Below are 16,216 nucleotides of genomic sequence, written 5' to 3' on the forward strand. Positions count from 1 at the left end.
TGCCGTTTCTATGACGTATGCGCTTTCATTAGAGAATGCTATAATGGGATGCGATTATGCTGCATACCGGGAGGGATCGTTGTGAAGAAGCTCCTGCTTCTGTATTTGGTGTTGATCGTCACCTTCATGGCCTACCTCTACACCGCTTATTTCCGAGGCGGCGACGATGGTCTTCATGCCGTGACCGGTCTACACGGTGAGCGGGACGAGAAGTACGTGATGGTCAATTTTTTGACCGGCATCGATTATTGGAAGAACGCGCTCAAAGGATTCGAGGATGCGGCCGAGTCGCTTGGCGTCTCCGTGGAATACCGGGGCTCCACGCAATACGACGTGCACGAGGAGGCGATGGTGCTTGAGCAGGTCATCGCGCGCAAGCCGGCCGGGATCGCCGTGAGCGCCATTAATTCGGAGGCGCTGAACGCCGCCATCGACAAGGCGGCCGAAGCCGGCATCCCCGTCGTTATGTTCGATTCGGACGCGCCGAACAGCAAGGCGCTGTCGTTCCTTGGGACGGATAACTACAACGCAGGCGCAGCGGCGGGCCGCCATATGGCGGAGCTAGTCGGCAAGGAAGGGAAAGTAGGCATTATTACGCATCCGAACCAGCTGAACCATCAGGAGCGGACCAAAGGATTCGACGAGACGCTGCGCAAAGAATTCCCCGGCCTTACGCTGGTGAGCATCGCCGACGGCAAGGGCGATCAGCTCGAGTCGGAGAAGCAGGCGCTTGCGATGATGCGGATTCATCCGGATCTGAAGGGGATCTTCGTGACCGAGGCCAACGGCGGCGTCGGCGCGGGTAACGCGGTGCTGAAGGAAGGCAAGCTTCGCCAGGTTCGCATCATAAGCTTCGATACGAACAAAGGGACGCTCGATATGGTCAAGAGCGGAACAATCGCGGCGACACTGGCCCAGGGAACGTGGAACATGGGCTATTGGTCGCTCATGCAGCTCTTTCACGTACATCACGGACTAAGCGGAGACTCGACGGAATTGCGGGATGCGGGAGCCTTCCCCTTGCCCGCCTACGTTGATACAGGAATCAGCGTAGTGACCCGTGCGAACGTTGACCGTTATTATGCCAAGTAGCGAAGCGATTGCGGCTCGCTAGGCGATCGGAAGGAAGGGAGAATCTCGTGCCTGTCAAATGGCTTCAGCTCAATAACTGGTCCATCCGCAACAAGTTAATCGTTCACTTCCTGTTGATCAGTACGCTTCCAGCCTTGTGCATCGGGATTCTAATCGCTTGGGCGACGAACGGCACGATCGAGAAGCAGGTCAACGATCATACCGGGCAGCTGATCGGCAATGTGAACAAGTCGCTTGACCACTATGCGTCGAATTTGCAAAGCATCACGTATTTCATCGCGATGAATCCGGATATCCAAGCCTTTCTCAACAAAGGTCCCGCGGCGATTGCCGGCGACGAGGTCCAGTACCGGACGAGCAAATTTCTAGAAGGGTTCACGACGCTGTACAGCGAAGTAGCCGGCATTATGGTCGTCAATGCGAAGGGCGAGTATGTGAGCAACGACATGTATGCGCGCAACAATCGCAAGCTGACGGAGGAGAGCTGGTATCAAGAGGCGGTCGGCGGCCAAGGTATTTTCCGCTTGATCGGCCATCCGTCCGGCCGGGGGGTCATCACGCATGCGAATTACAAGGATAGCGAGATCGTCTCCGGCGTCCGGGCGATTCTGCAGCCCGAGTCGCAGCGGACGGAAGGCGTCGTGCTGATCGATCTGAAGCTGCGCGTCATCGCGGAGACGCTCCGCGACGTCACGCTCGGCAAGTCGGGGTATTTAATGGTCATCGACGACAAAGGCGAGACGATCTACGCGCCGCCAAGCTCTGTCGCGGGGCTGCTCGACGCAAGCCGGCTGTCGGACGCTTCGGGCACCTTCGCGCAGGAGGCAGGCGGGGAGGATTTGCAATTCATTTACCAACGTTCCCCGTTCACTAACTGGACGACGGTCGGCGTATTCCCGGTCTCCGATACGGTGCAGGAGAACAAGGACTTGAATTTGTATTTGGTCTCGTTCGTCTTTATCGTCTGCATGCTCGGCATCGCAGCGTCTTACTATCTGTCCCATTCGATCGCGCGGCCGATCTCGCAATTAGCCTCGTTGATGCGCAAGGTAGAGGAAGGCAATCTGCATATTCGCATCAACGGGTCCCGCCAGGACGAGGTCGGCATGCTCGGTCAAAGTTTCAACACGATGCTGACGCAGATCAACCGGCTGATCGGACAGGTCGGGGAAGAGCAGCGGCAGAAGCGGGAGGCGGAACTGAGAAGCTTGCAGGCGCATATTCAACCTCATTTTCTGTATAACACGCTGGACACGATCCAATGGCTGGCCCGCAAGGACGGCGCGCGGGAAGCGGCGGAAGTCGTGGAATCGCTCTCCAGGTTGTTCCGCATCGGGCTTAGCAAAGGGCAGGAAATGATTACGCTCAGCGAAGAGTTGGCGCATATCCGCAGCTATCTCAACATCCAACAAACCCGATACAAGGAGAAGCTCCATTATGCGATCGAGGTCGACGAAGAGGCGTTCGGCCATTGGTTCGTCCCGAAGGTGTTCCTGCAGCCGATCGTGGAGAACGCCATCTATCACGGGATCAAAGAGCGCCGCGGACCGGGGCGAATCACGATCCGCGCATCCGCCTATGTCGGCGTCGTCCGCTTCGAAGTCGAAGATAACGGGGCAGGGATGAGCGAAAAACGGCGCGCGGACCTGCAGCGCATGCTGCATGCTTGCGGCAAGCCGCAGGCCGAGACGAAATACGAGAAGTCCGGCGAACGGCCGGAGGCATCGAAGCCGATGGGGAGCTACGGGCTGCGCAACGTGCAAGAACGGATACGATTAAGCTTCGGCGAGCGGTACGGAATATCGGTAACCAGCCAGCCGGCAGCGGGAACGGTCGTGACGATCGATCTTCCCGTCATCAGGTCCAGGGAGGAGGGAGCGGTATCGTGATCGAGAATTGGAGAGTCATGATTGCCGACGATGAATCGATTATACGCGAGGGCATCCGGCGCTCGATTCCGTGGGATCAGCTCGGCCTTACGGTCGTCTGCGAAGCGGAGGACGGCGAAGAAGCGTTGGAACTGGCCGAACGCCACCGCGTGCATATTATGCTCGTCGACCTCAGCATGCCGATCATGAACGGGCTGACGCTCATTCAGCACATCCGGGAGCGGCAGCCGGATTGCAAGATCGTGATCATTACCGGTCATGACGAATTCGCGTACGCTCATGAAGCGATCAAGCTGAGCGTGGACGATTATATCTTGAAACCCGTTAATCCCGATGCGCTTGCCACTGTTCTGGCGCGCGTCGCCGACAAACTCAAGGCGACGGTCGTGCAGGATGAGCGCCTTGCGATGGCTTCGAAGCAGATCGAGAAGAACATGACCCAGCTGCGCGAGCGCTTTTGCCTGGAGTGGATTCAGGATCACCCGGCGCGCGAAGAGGTGATGGAGCAGCTCGCTTTCCTGCGCATGCCTGCGGAGGCGCCGCAGCTCGTCGGCGTGCTGAGATGGCCGGAGCAAGCCGGCGGGCGTTCGTTCTATTCGGAGCGCGACCGGCAGCTGCTGCTCTTCGCGATGGAGAATATCGTGGAGGAATGCCTGCGCGACTTTAAGATCGTTCATTTTCGAGACCCGAGCGGACTTATCGTTCTCTTCATCTGGGGCGTGCCGGAAGACGCGCAGCTGGAGCGTATTCCGAGCAGCATCGCGGATTATTTGAGAATCCACGTGCTGACATGCTTCCTAGCTTCCGGCGGGGAGCTATCGCGCGTCCCGGAGCTGTACGGCGAGGCGAAGTCGGCGGTCTACCGCGAAAGCCGCTTGTCGCCGCTGGTGCGAAGGACGAAGGAGATCATCGAGACCCGCTACCATGAACCGCAACTATCGCTCGAGGGCGTTGCCGCGGAGCTGTGCATCTCGACCGTCTACCTGAGCCGCATCTTCAAGCAAGAGGCGGGCGTATCGTTCGTCGGCATGCTCACCGGCGCCCGGATCAAGCAGGCGCTTCTGCTGCTCTGCGAGACGGATCTGGCCATGCACGAGATCGCGGAACGCATCGGCTACGAGACCCAACATTACTTCAGCACGGCGTTCAAGAAGGCGGTTGGCATATCCCCTAACCAGTATCGGAAGAGTTCGGTGGCTGGGATTGGAAAATAGGGGGAGTGCAAGCGGCCGCTAGACGATTTTGGTCCAACAAACCGCTAAAATAGGGTATCTCTCGTCAACGCGATGACGGAGGATACCCTATTGTTATTTTAGTTAGATTTTGAATTGCTTGATGATGCGCTGCAGGTCGTCCGCCAAGCTGGCGAGCGCTTGCGAGGAGGACGAGATTTCTTCCATTGAGGCAAGCTGTTCTTCCGTCGCGGCCGAGATGTTCTGCGTCATCGCAGCCGAATCGTTCGCGACCGAGTGGACGTTCCGGATCGAGTCGTTCACGTTCGTCGTCCCGCTGGCGAGCTGCCTTAACGCCGTGGAAATCTCTTCGATTTGCGCGACGACGCTGCTGACCGCCTGCTCGATTTTTTGGAACGATTCGCCTGCATGGTTCACGACCGTCAAGCCGCTGTTCACCTCTTGCGCAGCCTTCTCCATCGTCCGGAGCGTCGTCTCCGTATCTTGATGAATCAAGTGAATAAGCTGCGAGATTTGATCCGTCGATTTGTTCGATTGTTCGGCAAGCTTGCGCACCTCGCCCGCGACGACGGCAAACCCTTTCCCATGCTCGCCTGCCCTCGCGGCTTCGATCGCCGCGTTCAAGGCCAGCAAATTGGTCTGCCCCGTGATGCCGGAGATGACGCCGGTGATCTGCTCGATTTCGTTCGAACGCTCGTTCAAGCTTCTCACCGCATCGAACAGGCTATTCACGTTGCCGTAGATGGCGTTCATCTGCGCGCCTACTTCGCTGATCGCTTCGTTCCCTTCGGACGATACTTGAGAAGCGTGCAGGGCATCCTGCTTCATCCGGTCCGTCGAATCCGCGATCTGTCGCGTATAACCGGCCATGTCGGAGATCGCTTTCGTGCTGTCGGCGACGAGCTGAGCCTGCTTCTCGGTTCCGACCGCAAGCTCTTGCACGGTGAGGGTGACGTGTTCGCTTGCCTTGCTGCTCTGCTCGGCGCTGGAACTCAGCTCCTCGGCCGCGGCGGCGACTTGGAACGTCGAATCGTGGACGGTTCCGAACACGGTCTGCAAGTTGGCCGTCATACTGTTAAAGGATGCCACGAGCTCGCCGATTTCATCCTTCGAAATATAATGGCCTTTCACTGTAAAATCGCCTTGTTCCGCTTCTGTCAGCAAGTACTTGACTTCTTTGACCGGCTTCACGATCATGCGGGCGATCACCAAGCTAAGGGCGATGAGCAGAAGAAGCGCGACGATGATGGCCGTCGTCACGGATATCGTGACGTTCTTGAGATCCCGATGATTATTATCGTTAATGATGCCTGCATTCTCGACGTTGAGCTTTTGCAGCGCCTTCATCGTGTCATTGACGAGCTTGCGCATCGCCTCGACATTCTCGCGATAGACGACATATGCTTTTTCGTTTTGGTTGGTTGCCGCAAGTTGGATGACTTGTTCGCGGGCTTGGGTCAGATTCGCCTCGTGTTCATCGAATTGCTCTAGCAAATTACGTTCGCTATCCGTTAACTCGCTGTCCTTCAGCTCGCCGATCATCGTGTCGATCTCTTCCCAAGCGGATTTGATTTCAGCCATCAGTTCTTGCTTGCGCGCCTCGTCCGCAGTCGACAGCAGCTCGAGGGTGTAAGCGTCGCTGGCCCTTGCATTGACCCGGATTTGCATCACCGTATTGAGCGGGAGCAAATTGTGCTCGTACATTTCGTCCGAATTCGATGCGATGTCCCGAATATAATTCACGCCAAGCATGCCGACCGAACCGAGTCCGACCGCGCTGACGAAGATGAGGAGCGTTAGTTTTTTTGCGATGGTGAGGTTTCGTAGAAGTTTCAACTCGCTATCCCCTTTGAAGAAATGATAGATGTAACGGAAAACTCTCATATATCTCTTGATCTATATATCGGCAGTTAACCTAGCAAGTTGTTGACTTCGCGAATCGGTAAGATTTGACTGCGGCAAATACATCGATGGATGAAATACCCTGTTCATCTTCTTCGCCGCACCTGACGATATCTAGTTTACGACGTCCGCGCAGGCGGCGAGTCTAGCAGATTTGAAAGGTGATGAACGTGAAGTTATCGCTAAAAAGCAGTCTAATCGTTACCGCGCTCATGGCGACATCGCTAGGAGCCGTGTCTTTCCTCGGTTACTATAAAGCCAAAGGCTCGCTCGAGCAAAACTTTCAGGTTCAGGCTAACCAGCAGTTGGCGCACGTGAAAAACTACATCGACATATGGATCGATGGAAGGCGCGACCTATATAAATCATTAGCGGAAGCGGAGGAGATGAAAACCGGGGACATCCCGGCAATCCTGAACTATAGCGCCCGGCTGGGCGAAATGAATCAAATCCCGACGAGTTCGCATTCATTGATGCGAAAGGACAACTGTATTTGCCAGGCGCGAAAATCGATGTTTCGGGCTACCCCCATTTTCAGCAGGCGGTAAATGGCGAAACCGTCACGATCGACCCTGTCGGCTCCAGTTCGCCCGGGGTGGAAGGAACGCCGATCGTATTGACCGCTACGCCTGTGCGGGATCAGAGCGGCAAGATTATCGGGGTTAGTAACGGCGGCCAGCCGATCGCGGAATTGATCAAGCTCATCGCCAATGTGAAGTTGGGGGAGACCGGCCATGCGACCGTGTTTACGAAAGACGGCACGATTGTCGCGGGCCGAAATCCGGAAGATACGCTCCGCACGAAAATCGGCGATCTCAAAAATGAAGTACTGAATCAAATCGTCCAAGACAGCACGGCCGGCAAAACGGGTATCACCGAAGCCGTCATCGACGGCGTCGAGAATATCGTCGTCTACGGGAAAGCATCCTCGATGGATTGGGGCATTATGATTACGGTCCCGAAGAGCGAGGCTAATGCGGACGCAAGGTCGCTGCTGACCTTTTCAATAACGGTGACGATCCTGTCTCTGGTCATCTCGGCGCTGATTAACTTCGCGCTCATCCGCAGGACGCTGCAGCCGCTGTCCGTCGTCACGAAGCGCCTCAAAGGCTTGTCGACGAGCGAGGGGGATCTGACCACCCGTCTGCCTGTCGAGACGAACGACGAAGTCGGGGAACTGTCGGCGAACTTCAACGCGATGCTTGAGAATTTGCAGAGTCTGGTAAAGACGGTCATGGAGAAAGGCGAGGGCGTCTCTCAATCCGCGCTCGGGTTCCGCTCGAATATGAACGACATGTCATTGGCTGCTCATAAGGCGACCGCGTTCATTCAAGCATCGGTTCAGGGACTCCAAGAGCAATTGACCGGTTACGAACGCAACCTCGTGTCGGTAGCGGAGATCAGCGACAGCATTTCGAAGATCGCCGATACGACGTTATCCACATCCCGAATTTCCTCCAAGACTTCGCGGGAGGCTGAACAAGGCAGCGAGATCGTAACCGCCTTGACGCAACAAATGACGACTATCGAAACGACGGTAAATGAAGCGGCGTTCATCATTAAGCAGTTGGGAGGACGCTCGGAGAAGATCGGCGCAATCTCCTCCTTGATTACGTCGATCGCCTCCCAGACGAACCTTCTCGCGCTCAACGCGTCGATCGAAGCGGCGCGCGCCGGCGAACATGGGAGAGGGTTCGCGGTCGTCGCCGAAGAGGTACGGAAGCTGGCCGAGCAGTCCACGGACTCCGCGAGTCAAATTACGCAGCTCATTCGAGATATCCAAGCGGATACGATTTCCGCCGTGCGCGGCATGGAGAGAGGAACGGACGAAGTGATGATCGGCATGGAGCGGGCGAGCGAGGTTGGTTCGTTGTTCGGCGGCATCGTCGCTTCGATCCGGGAGGTGGCCGTGTCGATCGAGAAAATATCTTCTTCCACCGAAGGTCTGAACGAACAAACGCGGGTCGTGGAAGGGACGGTCGCGTCGAATTTGAAAGTGGCGCAAGCGTCCTCGGCCAACTACGAAACGGTTGGCGCGATGTCGGAGGAGCAGCTTGCGACGATTGCGGAGATCCGAGGTTCGGTTAATCAACTCGCCGATACGGCAAGCGAGCTGCTGTCCTTAATGAGCAAGTTCAAGGTGTAGACGAATCAAGCCAATGACTTTGACTTCAAACGGAGATTAGCTTGCGAATGCGTGTTGCTTATATAGCCCTCAATTGGGGGCTATTTCTATGTCCCAAAACTTGCGCGATTGTTTATGTTCGACAAAAACAGCGAACAACCGACAAAAATGTAAGCGATAACACTTCCAAAAAAGAACATTATAATATATATTAATTACATAATATAAAGGTTACTGTTAGTGGGTTGAATTCAAATCTGATCTTGGATTTCACGCCATTTCGCAGAAATCTACTCGGGGGTATTTAATGTTAAGGTTAATTAGAAGGAAGTTGTCCAATGGAAGGCCAAGTCGTCGGTCATCCGCCCATTCGAAGGCTTCTTCGGAACACGGCAAGTACGGGTTATCCCTGCGAGCCAAACTCATTGTCACGTTCGTCGTTATTCTGATCGGTCCGGCTTTGGCGATCAGCCTGCTCTCCTATGGCACGGCTAAGGATAAAGTTGGGGACCAAATGAAGGGCGGCGCGCTTCAGAACGTCCAACTGCTGAATTCGGTCATTACGCAATACGCATCGGCGGAAGTCGCCAACGTCGATTACTTGGCCTCGCTCATTACGGAGGATACGTACACCGGGGCGGAGCAGACGCTGCAGCGCAAAATTCTAGAGCCTTTCTACCGTTCACATCCGATCCTCTCGAGCATTGAATTCGGCGGCGAGTCCGGTTATTACCGGAATGTGCAAGGCACGCCTTGGTCGCAAGAGGCAGGGCACCGCACGCAGCCTTGGTATGAGGAGGCTAGAAGCGAGGCGTCAGCCGTCATCTCCGCTCCGTATGTGTCGGCGATTACCGGCGAGTTCGTCATCGGTATCGCGAAAGCGGTGGCGGATGGAAGCGGCGTCGTGCGCAGTGAAGTGAAAATTAACGAATTGCTCAGCATGGCGGAAACGGTCGAGGTCGGCAAGAAGGGGTATGCGTTCATCTTGGACGGGCAGCGAAACAGCGTATTCCATCCGGTGCTTGGGGCCGGAGAAGCCGCGCAAGGCGACTGGGTAGACAGGCTGTTCGCTTCGGACGAGGCACAATTCACCGCCGAAGTGAACGGAGAGGAGGAAGTCATCGCGTTCACGACAAATCCGGTCACAGGCTGGAAGATCAGCACGACGATGTTCCAGGCGGAGATCGCCGAGGAATCCAGTCCAATCTTGAATCAAACGATGTTGGTAGTCATCGTCGCGCTGCTTATCGCCACCGCGCTTGTCTACGCAATTTTGCGAGGCATGTTCAAATCGCTGCGTGTCATGATGGCTACGGCGGAGACGATCAGTCAGGGCGAGCTGTCTGCACGAATTCCGGTCATGCGTCAAGATGAACTGGGCAAATTAAGCATGAGTTTTAATCATATGGCAGACAATATTCACCATACGATTCGCCGCATTAACACGACGTCGATCGCCTTGGCGACCTCCTCCCAAGAAATGAGCGCGAGCGTCGAACAGGCTGCCAAAGCAACCGAACATATCGCGGAGTCGTCGCAAGGCATCTATAACGGGGCTAACCGGCAAGGCGAACTGCTAAGCGAGAATCACGCGCGTCTCGTATCGATCACGGAGCGAATGGACACGATCGGAGGCTTCGTCGCCCAGTTGGATGCGCTGTCGTCCGAAGCGGGCGCAAGGTCGCGCGCGGGCAGCGATAACGTGCGGAACGTCGTCGACCAGATGGGCGTCATTCATGATTACGCCCTGCAGCAATCGACGATGATGAGCAATCTGACGACGCATTCGAGCCAGATCGAACAGATCGTCAAAGTCATTCAAGAGATCGCCGGCCAGACGAACTTGCTCGCATTGAACGCAAGCATCGAGGCTGCCCGGGCGGGCGAGCACGGCAAAGGGTTCGCGGTCGTAGCCGCCGAAATTCGCAAGCTCGCGGAACAAACAGGCCGTTCGACAGGCTCGATCAAACAGCTCATCGGCCAAATTCAAGCGAGCACGAGCAATGCCGTCGCTTCGACGGGACAGACGATTGCCGAGATCGGCAAAGGGATTGACGTCGTGGAACGGACAGACCACGATTTCAAGAGCATCCTGATGGCCGTGAGTCCTCTGACCGACATGAGCCGTACGCTTCGCGAGGTGACTTCCGAAATTGCCGGGCAAGCCGCCTTGATGATCGAATCGGTCAACAATATCATGCATATCGCCGGCGAGAATACCGGCGGCACCGAGAGCGTCGCCGCGTCCGTCGAAGAGCAGCTGGCTTCGATGGAACAAATCTCGGCGTCGGCCGCCTCCTTGTCCAAGACCGCGGAAGAGCTCGCCATGCTGGTCGATACGTTCAAATTATAATCGGATCCATAGAAGCAAGCCGTTCCTGCCTGACAGGAGCGGCTTGACTGCGTTGTACATGCGGCGTCAGCATCACCAAGCCTCTACGTAATGACGTGACGCGTTCCGCTTCGCTTCTCATAGAACAGCTTGCGCTTGCGGTTGAATACGCACCGCAGTGCATGTACTGCTAGGATGGCATCCAGCATGAATAAGGCCAAGGCCGTTGGCAGCAGCAAGATGGCGGGGGAGTTGGCAGCCGCCAGGAGCAGGAACAGTTCATGCATGCCCCCGATCAAGCCATAGAGCAGGCCGTAGCGCACGATCAGCGGTCGGAGCGAGAGCCGGTCGCCCTCCCCGCGAAGCTGGATTCGCACAAGCCACTTGCCGAACGTTCGGCCGTTCGTCGCGAGCGGCAGCAGGATGAAGTAGAGAGTGACCGTCACCCAATAGGACAGCGGAACGTGTAGGACGGACAAGACTATCCACACTGGCAGGGCAACGGACCAGTCGCATAGGAGCGCCACAGCCCGCCTTGTATACGATACTCGTTTGGTGGACAGATCGATCTTATCGTGAAGCCGATTGATCCGGGGCAGCAGCTTGACAAGCCATCCCGCGAACAAGAAGCCAATCAGTCCGCCAGCTGTATTGGTGAGCAGATCGTCGACGTCGAACAAGCGGTACGGATAATCATAAACGCCATAGATTCCGGTCACCTGCGTCATTTCGAACAGGAGCGACAAGCCAAGGGACAGGAGCAGGCAGGCGAACCAGGACCTGCGGAAGTAGAGGCGAAGAAACATACCGAGCGGCACGGTTAACAGGACATTGAACGCCGCCTGAAGGAAAGCGCGCTCCTCCAGCAACCGCCAGTACGTCGAAGGGGCTTCCAGTCGAACGGCCGTCTCCTTCGCGATGTCCCGGATAAATTGAAAGGGAATCCACTGGATGTAGGAATCAGTCGCCGGCGGCTCATTATGGATCGAAGGCGGCAGCGGGAGGAGGATCAAGTAGACGGCATTCATTAGGTAAAGCAGCAGCAGGTACAGCATCAACGCCCGGTATTTATGAATATAGCCGTGTCTTCGGTACTGGGTGAGCAGGAATGGGAGCGTGAACAACGCGGCGGCGGCAGGGAACGAAAAAAACGCCATGGAGATCGAACGGGCGTACACTTCCATCTTCTCGATTCACCTCTCTTTTTATCCAAGCCAGGCCAATGCGCGGGCAATTTGACCGGCGGCAACGAATAACGTTCTAATCATACCCGAAGCGCTGCCGTTCATCTACAGGAGTTCGGTCCAATAGACGCGCGATCATGGCCATCATTAACAATATCTTCATGAAAGCATCATGCCGGCTTTACATCCGGATGTTAACCTGCCGTTAAGATCACGGGCAAGCGTCCGCCTAAGGGATGATGAACATACCGGCGGCGTATGCGCGCGCATCATGACGAGAACAGGAGTGAAGTGGCAGTGAACAAAAGAAGTCGGCAACTGTTGACCGGCGTGCTGGCGGCGGGAATCGTCATGAACACGGCGATTGCGGGCGGACAAGCCCTAGCGGCGGATCATGGATCGGCGGCCGCGGTCAGCGTGCTTCCGGGAACGCCTTACAAAGCGGACGGTACTTATGATGTGTCGGTTCCCCACGTCATCATCAATCAGGTATACGGGGGCGGAACGGCAGAGGCGGCGGATACGTATGTGTCGAACGGGTTCATCGAGCTGTACAATCCGACGGAAGGCGATATTGCGCTGAACGGCTGGTCGATTCATTATGCGTATGCGGACGACCCCGTAACGGGCGAATCAGGGGATTGGCAGAAGCTGGTCTTGAGCGGAACGATCAAAGCCAAGTCGTTCTACCTCGTGGCTGCTGCTCCTACGGGCGCTTCCGCGGCAACGCTGAAGGTCGATATCTCGACGCCGGACAAGTACGACCTCGCATGGCCGAACACTTTCATTAATAATAAGGCGCTGAAAGTCGTGCTAATGAGCGACGACGCCACGATTGCGAATACCGACAAAAATCCGTTCGCGACCAAGCCGGCCGGTTATGTCGATATGCTCGGCACGGCGGGGAACGACAAAGACACATCGAAGATCGACGGCTACGAGACGGAGTACCCGAGCGGCAAGCCGAATGCGAATTCGAAGAAGATCGGGCTGCGCCGTCAATCGTTCACGGATACGGACAACAACAAGACGGACTTCGTTCCGATCGATTACAGCTCGGCCGCGACGCCGCTTGAGGACGTGCGGCCGCATAGCGGCAAGGAACTGAAGCTAGGACTGACAACGGCGCTGCTGCCCGGAGCAACAGCCGGCTCGGCTTACTCCGCAGTCATTCAAGCTGAGGGGGGCACGAAGCCGTATACGTTCTCCAGCACGACGCTGCCGGAGGGCATTAGACTGAACCCGGCGACGGGCGAACTTACGGGAACGCCTGCGGCGGCCGGTTCGGTTGACGTGACCTTCACCGTCACCGACAGCAAGCAGGCAGTTGCGACCAAGGTGCTGGCACTTACGGTTGCCGCGGCTCCTGTCCACACTTTTACAGATCGAATCACGATGCGTAAACTAGGCGAATACTCGGTCGGGACGACGAACAAGGACGGTGGTGTAGCCGAGATCGTCAAATACAATGCGGATAACGGCAAATTCTACTTGGTGAACGGCTCCGGCAACCCGCCTTCGCTCGAGATCGTCAAGCTGGATGCGGACGGGAAACTCACCCATGAGCGGACAATCGAGGTTAAGGCGCTGTCGGAGACGGACGGGTTCGCCTATGGTGACTTGACGAGCGTAGATGTCAACACGGCGGCGGATCGTGTGTTCGTGGCGGTGCAGGAAGCTGGCGCAGCGAAGACGGGCAAGATCCTGGAGCTGGACTACGACGGCAATCTGATGAAAGCCTATAAATCGGGTATTCAGCCGGATATGATCAAGTCGACGCAGGACGGTCGCTACGTGCTGACGGCGAACGAAGGCGAGCCTCGCACCTCGTCCATCGACCCAGAGGGCGGCGTGACGATCGTAGACCGGCAGTCGGGCACGACGTCGGAGGCGAAATTCAACGTGCCGGCGATTATCGGCGACAACGTCCATATCCGGGGCGCTTCCGAGTCCGGCCAAATTCGCGGCGAAGGCAAGAAGACGGACGCGATATTCGATCTGGAACCGGAGTATATCGCTTTGTCGGCGGATCAAGCGACGGCATACGTCTCGCTTCAAGAGAATAACGCGATCGCGGTGCTGGACATCGCAGCCAAGCAATTCACGGCGGTGAAAGGACTCGGCTTCAAGGACCTATCTGATCCGAACAATGCGCTCGACGTGGTGAAGGACAAGTCGATCAAGCTGGAGAACGTGCCGTTCAAGGGGATGTATATGCCCGATGGCATCGCCACCTTCACCGTGAGCGGCAAAACGTACCTGCTATCCGCGAACGAAGGCGACGTCACGGACTGGACGGGCCGGGAGGACAACGCGCCCAGCCGGAAGAACGGGGCGAAGCTGAGCGCAGTGAAAGGCAGTCTGGATCCGAATTCCGAGGCGGCCAAATTCCTCAGCGGCAAGACGGCATATGACGGCATCGAGGTCGCGACCGACATGGGCAACGACAGCGTCTACATGTTCGGCGGCCGGTCGTTCTCCATCTGGGATGCCTCGACGCTTGCGCAGGTATATGATTCGGGCAATGATTTCGAGAAGATTACGGCCGAGCGGCTGCCCACCCACTTCAACGCGAGCAACAACGACGTGGATCTGGACAGCCGCAGCGCGAAGAAGGGACCGGAGCCGGAGGATGTCAAATCCGGCAAGGTGGGCAGCCGGACGCTTGCGTTCGTCGGCTTGGAGCGTATCGGCGGCATTATGACCTACGACGTGTCGGACCCGGCAAAGCCGGCGTTCGTCAACTATACGAATACGCGCGATTTCAACAAAGCGAACGCGGAAGATACGGATACGGCGCCGGAAGGTCTCGAGTTCATCCCGGCAGAGAACAGCCCGACGGGGCGGCCGCTGCTGCTCGTCGCCTATGAAGTCGGCGGACGCGTCTCGGTGCTCGAGCTGAACGTTACGAAGGTGACGCTGGATAGTAAGACGCTGTCGTTAACGGTAGGCGGCCAGTCCGGCCAGCTGAATGCGAAGGTTGAGCCGGTAGGCGACCGCGAGGCGAAGGTATCGTGGTTAACCTCGAATCTCGACGTGGCGAAGGTGGATGCAAGCGGCAAGGTGCAGCCAGTAGGGGCGGGAACGGCGGTCATAACGGCGCTGTCCGCAGACGGCTACGGTTATGCGCAGAGCACCGTGACGGTCAGCAGCGCGACTTACGTGCCAGTACCGAATCCTGGCGGAACGGTCAGCAGTGGCAGCGACGCGGTGAAGGCTAGTGTGACGACTGCGACCGAGAACGGCGTCATGACGGCCAAGATCGCGGTGAAGTCCGTGGTTACGGGCAGTGAAGTGTCTGCCGAGATTGGTGAGGCCGCCGTGGCTGACGCGCTCGCGAAACTTTCCGGCGCCGCGGCATCGCTGCTCGAGCTGCAAGCGACTGACGCTGCGGACGCGCGTCAGGTCAGCTTCAAGGTACCCGGAGGCGCCATCGCCAAATTAGCGGCAAGCAGCTTGCCGGCCGTGAAACTGTCCGCAGGGCTCGCGACGATTACGCTCGACCGCGCGTCCCTTCAAGCGGTATACAAGTCGGCTGGCAGCGGCGACGTCGCCATAACGGTCGCCAAGGCTGCGAATGGCGCTGTCACGGGAGAAGGGTCTAGTCTGATTGGCAGCCGTCCGGTAGTCGATCTGACGATCGCGACCGGCGGGAAGAACGTCGGATCGTTCGATGGCGGCCGTGTGCAGGTATCGATTCCGTACACGCCGGCTGGCGGCGAAGACCCGAACGCGGTCGTTGTCCTCTACGCAGCCGGCAATGGAAGGCTCGAGACCGTCGCGAACGGCCGTTATGATGCTGACTCCGGCACGGTGAGCTTCACGGCGAATCATTTCTCCCGCTATGCGGTCGGGTACAACAACGTTGCGTTCGGCGATGCGAACGGCAGCTACGCACTGTCTGCTATTACGTATTTGTCCGCCCGCGGGGTGATCAACGGCGTAGCCGAAGGAAAGTTCGCGCCGGAGCGGCAGGTGTCCCGCGCTGATTTCGCGCTGCTGCTTGCGCGCTTAGCTGGCGCAGACACGAGCCAGTCGGCGGGCGCGGCATTCGCGGACGTGAAGCCAAGCGCTTACTATGCCGGAGCTGTCAGCTGGGCGTCCCAAGCTGGCATCGTCAGCGGCGTAGGCCAAGAGCGGTTCGACCCGAACGCGTCGATCACTCGCGAGCAGATGGCCGTCATGATCAAGCGCTTCGCAGACGCGGTTGACTATGAGCTGCCGAAGCAGGCGCAGAGCGCGGCGTTCCAGGATGCCGCGTCGATCTCGCCGTTCGCGAAGGACGCTGTCGACGCGCTGCAAGCGGCTGGCTTGCTCGGCGGCAAGCCGACTGCCGGCGGATCGGTCTTCGCGCCGAAGGATACGGCTTCTCGCGCTGAAGCGGCCGTTCTACTGGCGGCATTGCTTCAAGGCATGTCGGAATAATAAGGCTATTTGTTGAGGCCGTCTCAAAAGGGTTTAGTAATTGTCTTCTAACTCCGAAGCCCCCCTAATTGAAC

At 57.3% G+C, this 16,216-nt stretch carries 9 protein-coding genes; 7 read left to right on the forward strand and 2 right to left on the reverse strand.

The window, feature by feature from the left end; genetic code table 11:
- The first annotated feature begins 81 nt into the window (after positions 1-81).
- The 3 genes from ACFFSY_RS17370 to ACFFSY_RS17380 are packed head-to-tail and all read left to right on the forward strand — an operon-like array spanning position 82 to position 4,195.
- Complete coding sequence (locus tag ACFFSY_RS17370) at positions 82-1,092, forward strand: substrate-binding domain-containing protein (protein ID WP_377496273.1); 1,011 nt, start codon at positions 82-84, stop codon at positions 1,090-1,092.
- 47 nt (positions 1,093-1,139) lie between these two features.
- Complete coding sequence (locus tag ACFFSY_RS17375) at positions 1,140-2,981, forward strand: cache domain-containing sensor histidine kinase (RefSeq protein WP_377496275.1); 1,842 nt, start codon at positions 1,140-1,142, stop codon at positions 2,979-2,981.
- Positions 2,978-4,195: a response regulator gene (locus ACFFSY_RS17380; protein WP_377496277.1), complete on the forward strand. Its 1,218-nt coding sequence runs from the start codon at positions 2,978-2,980 to the stop codon at positions 4,193-4,195. Before ACFFSY_RS17375 ends, ACFFSY_RS17380 begins: the two co-directional genes overlap by 4 nt.
- Before the next feature lie 102 nt (positions 4,196-4,297).
- On the opposite strand, the gene ACFFSY_RS17385 is transcribed toward ACFFSY_RS17380, so the two are convergent.
- The gene (locus tag ACFFSY_RS17385) at positions 4,298-6,010 is read right to left on the reverse strand and encodes a methyl-accepting chemotaxis protein (RefSeq protein WP_377496279.1); all 1,713 of its coding nucleotides are present in this window, start codon (positions 6,008-6,010) and stop codon (positions 4,298-4,300) included.
- 227 nt (positions 6,011-6,237) lie between these two features.
- On the opposite strand from ACFFSY_RS17385, the gene ACFFSY_RS17390 reads away from it, so the two are divergent.
- The 3 genes from ACFFSY_RS17390 to ACFFSY_RS17400 all read left to right on the forward strand — a co-directional run bounded on the left by ACFFSY_RS17390 (position 6,238) and on the right by ACFFSY_RS17400 (position 10,554).
- Positions 6,238-6,624 (forward strand): hypothetical protein, encoded by a 387-nt coding sequence (locus tag ACFFSY_RS17390; RefSeq protein WP_377496281.1) that lies wholly within the window; start codon positions 6,238-6,240, stop codon positions 6,622-6,624.
- Positions 6,570-8,222 (forward strand): methyl-accepting chemotaxis protein, encoded by a 1,653-nt coding sequence (locus ACFFSY_RS17395; protein ID WP_377496283.1) that lies wholly within the window; start codon positions 6,570-6,572, stop codon positions 8,220-8,222. Before ACFFSY_RS17390 ends, ACFFSY_RS17395 begins: the two co-directional genes overlap by 55 nt.
- A gap of 286 nt (positions 8,223-8,508) precedes the next feature.
- The gene (locus ACFFSY_RS17400; protein ID WP_377496285.1) at positions 8,509-10,554 is read left to right on the forward strand and encodes a methyl-accepting chemotaxis protein; all 2,046 of its coding nucleotides are present in this window, start codon (positions 8,509-8,511) and stop codon (positions 10,552-10,554) included.
- 83 nt (positions 10,555-10,637) lie between these two features.
- On the opposite strand, the gene ACFFSY_RS17405 is transcribed toward ACFFSY_RS17400, so the two are convergent.
- Positions 10,638-11,717 (reverse strand): VanZ family protein, encoded by a 1,080-nt coding sequence (locus ACFFSY_RS17405; RefSeq protein ID WP_377496287.1) that lies wholly within the window; start codon positions 11,715-11,717, stop codon positions 10,638-10,640.
- Between the two features lie 297 nt (positions 11,718-12,014).
- Here ACFFSY_RS17405 and ACFFSY_RS17410 point away from each other — a divergent pair, with 297 nt between their 5' ends.
- The gene (locus tag ACFFSY_RS17410; RefSeq protein ID WP_377496290.1) at positions 12,015-16,142 is read left to right on the forward strand and encodes a choice-of-anchor I family protein; all 4,128 of its coding nucleotides are present in this window, start codon (positions 12,015-12,017) and stop codon (positions 16,140-16,142) included.
- Positions 16,143-16,216 lie beyond the last annotated feature (74 nt).

Source organism: Paenibacillus aurantiacus, from assembly GCF_042431225.1.
In the GTDB taxonomy this organism is placed as follows: domain Bacteria; phylum Bacillota; class Bacilli; order Paenibacillales; family Paenibacillaceae; genus Paenibacillus_Z; species Paenibacillus_Z aurantiacus.

Coding starts and splice junctions, on each gene's coding strand:
- ACFFSY_RS17400 (WP_377496285.1), top strand. CDS start 8,509: ATGTTAAGGTTAATTAGAAGGAAGTTGTCCAATGGAAGGCCAAGTCGT.
- ACFFSY_RS17405 (WP_377496287.1), bottom strand. CDS start 11,717: ATGGAAGTGTACGCCCGTTCGATCTCCATGGCGTTTTTTTCGTTCCCT.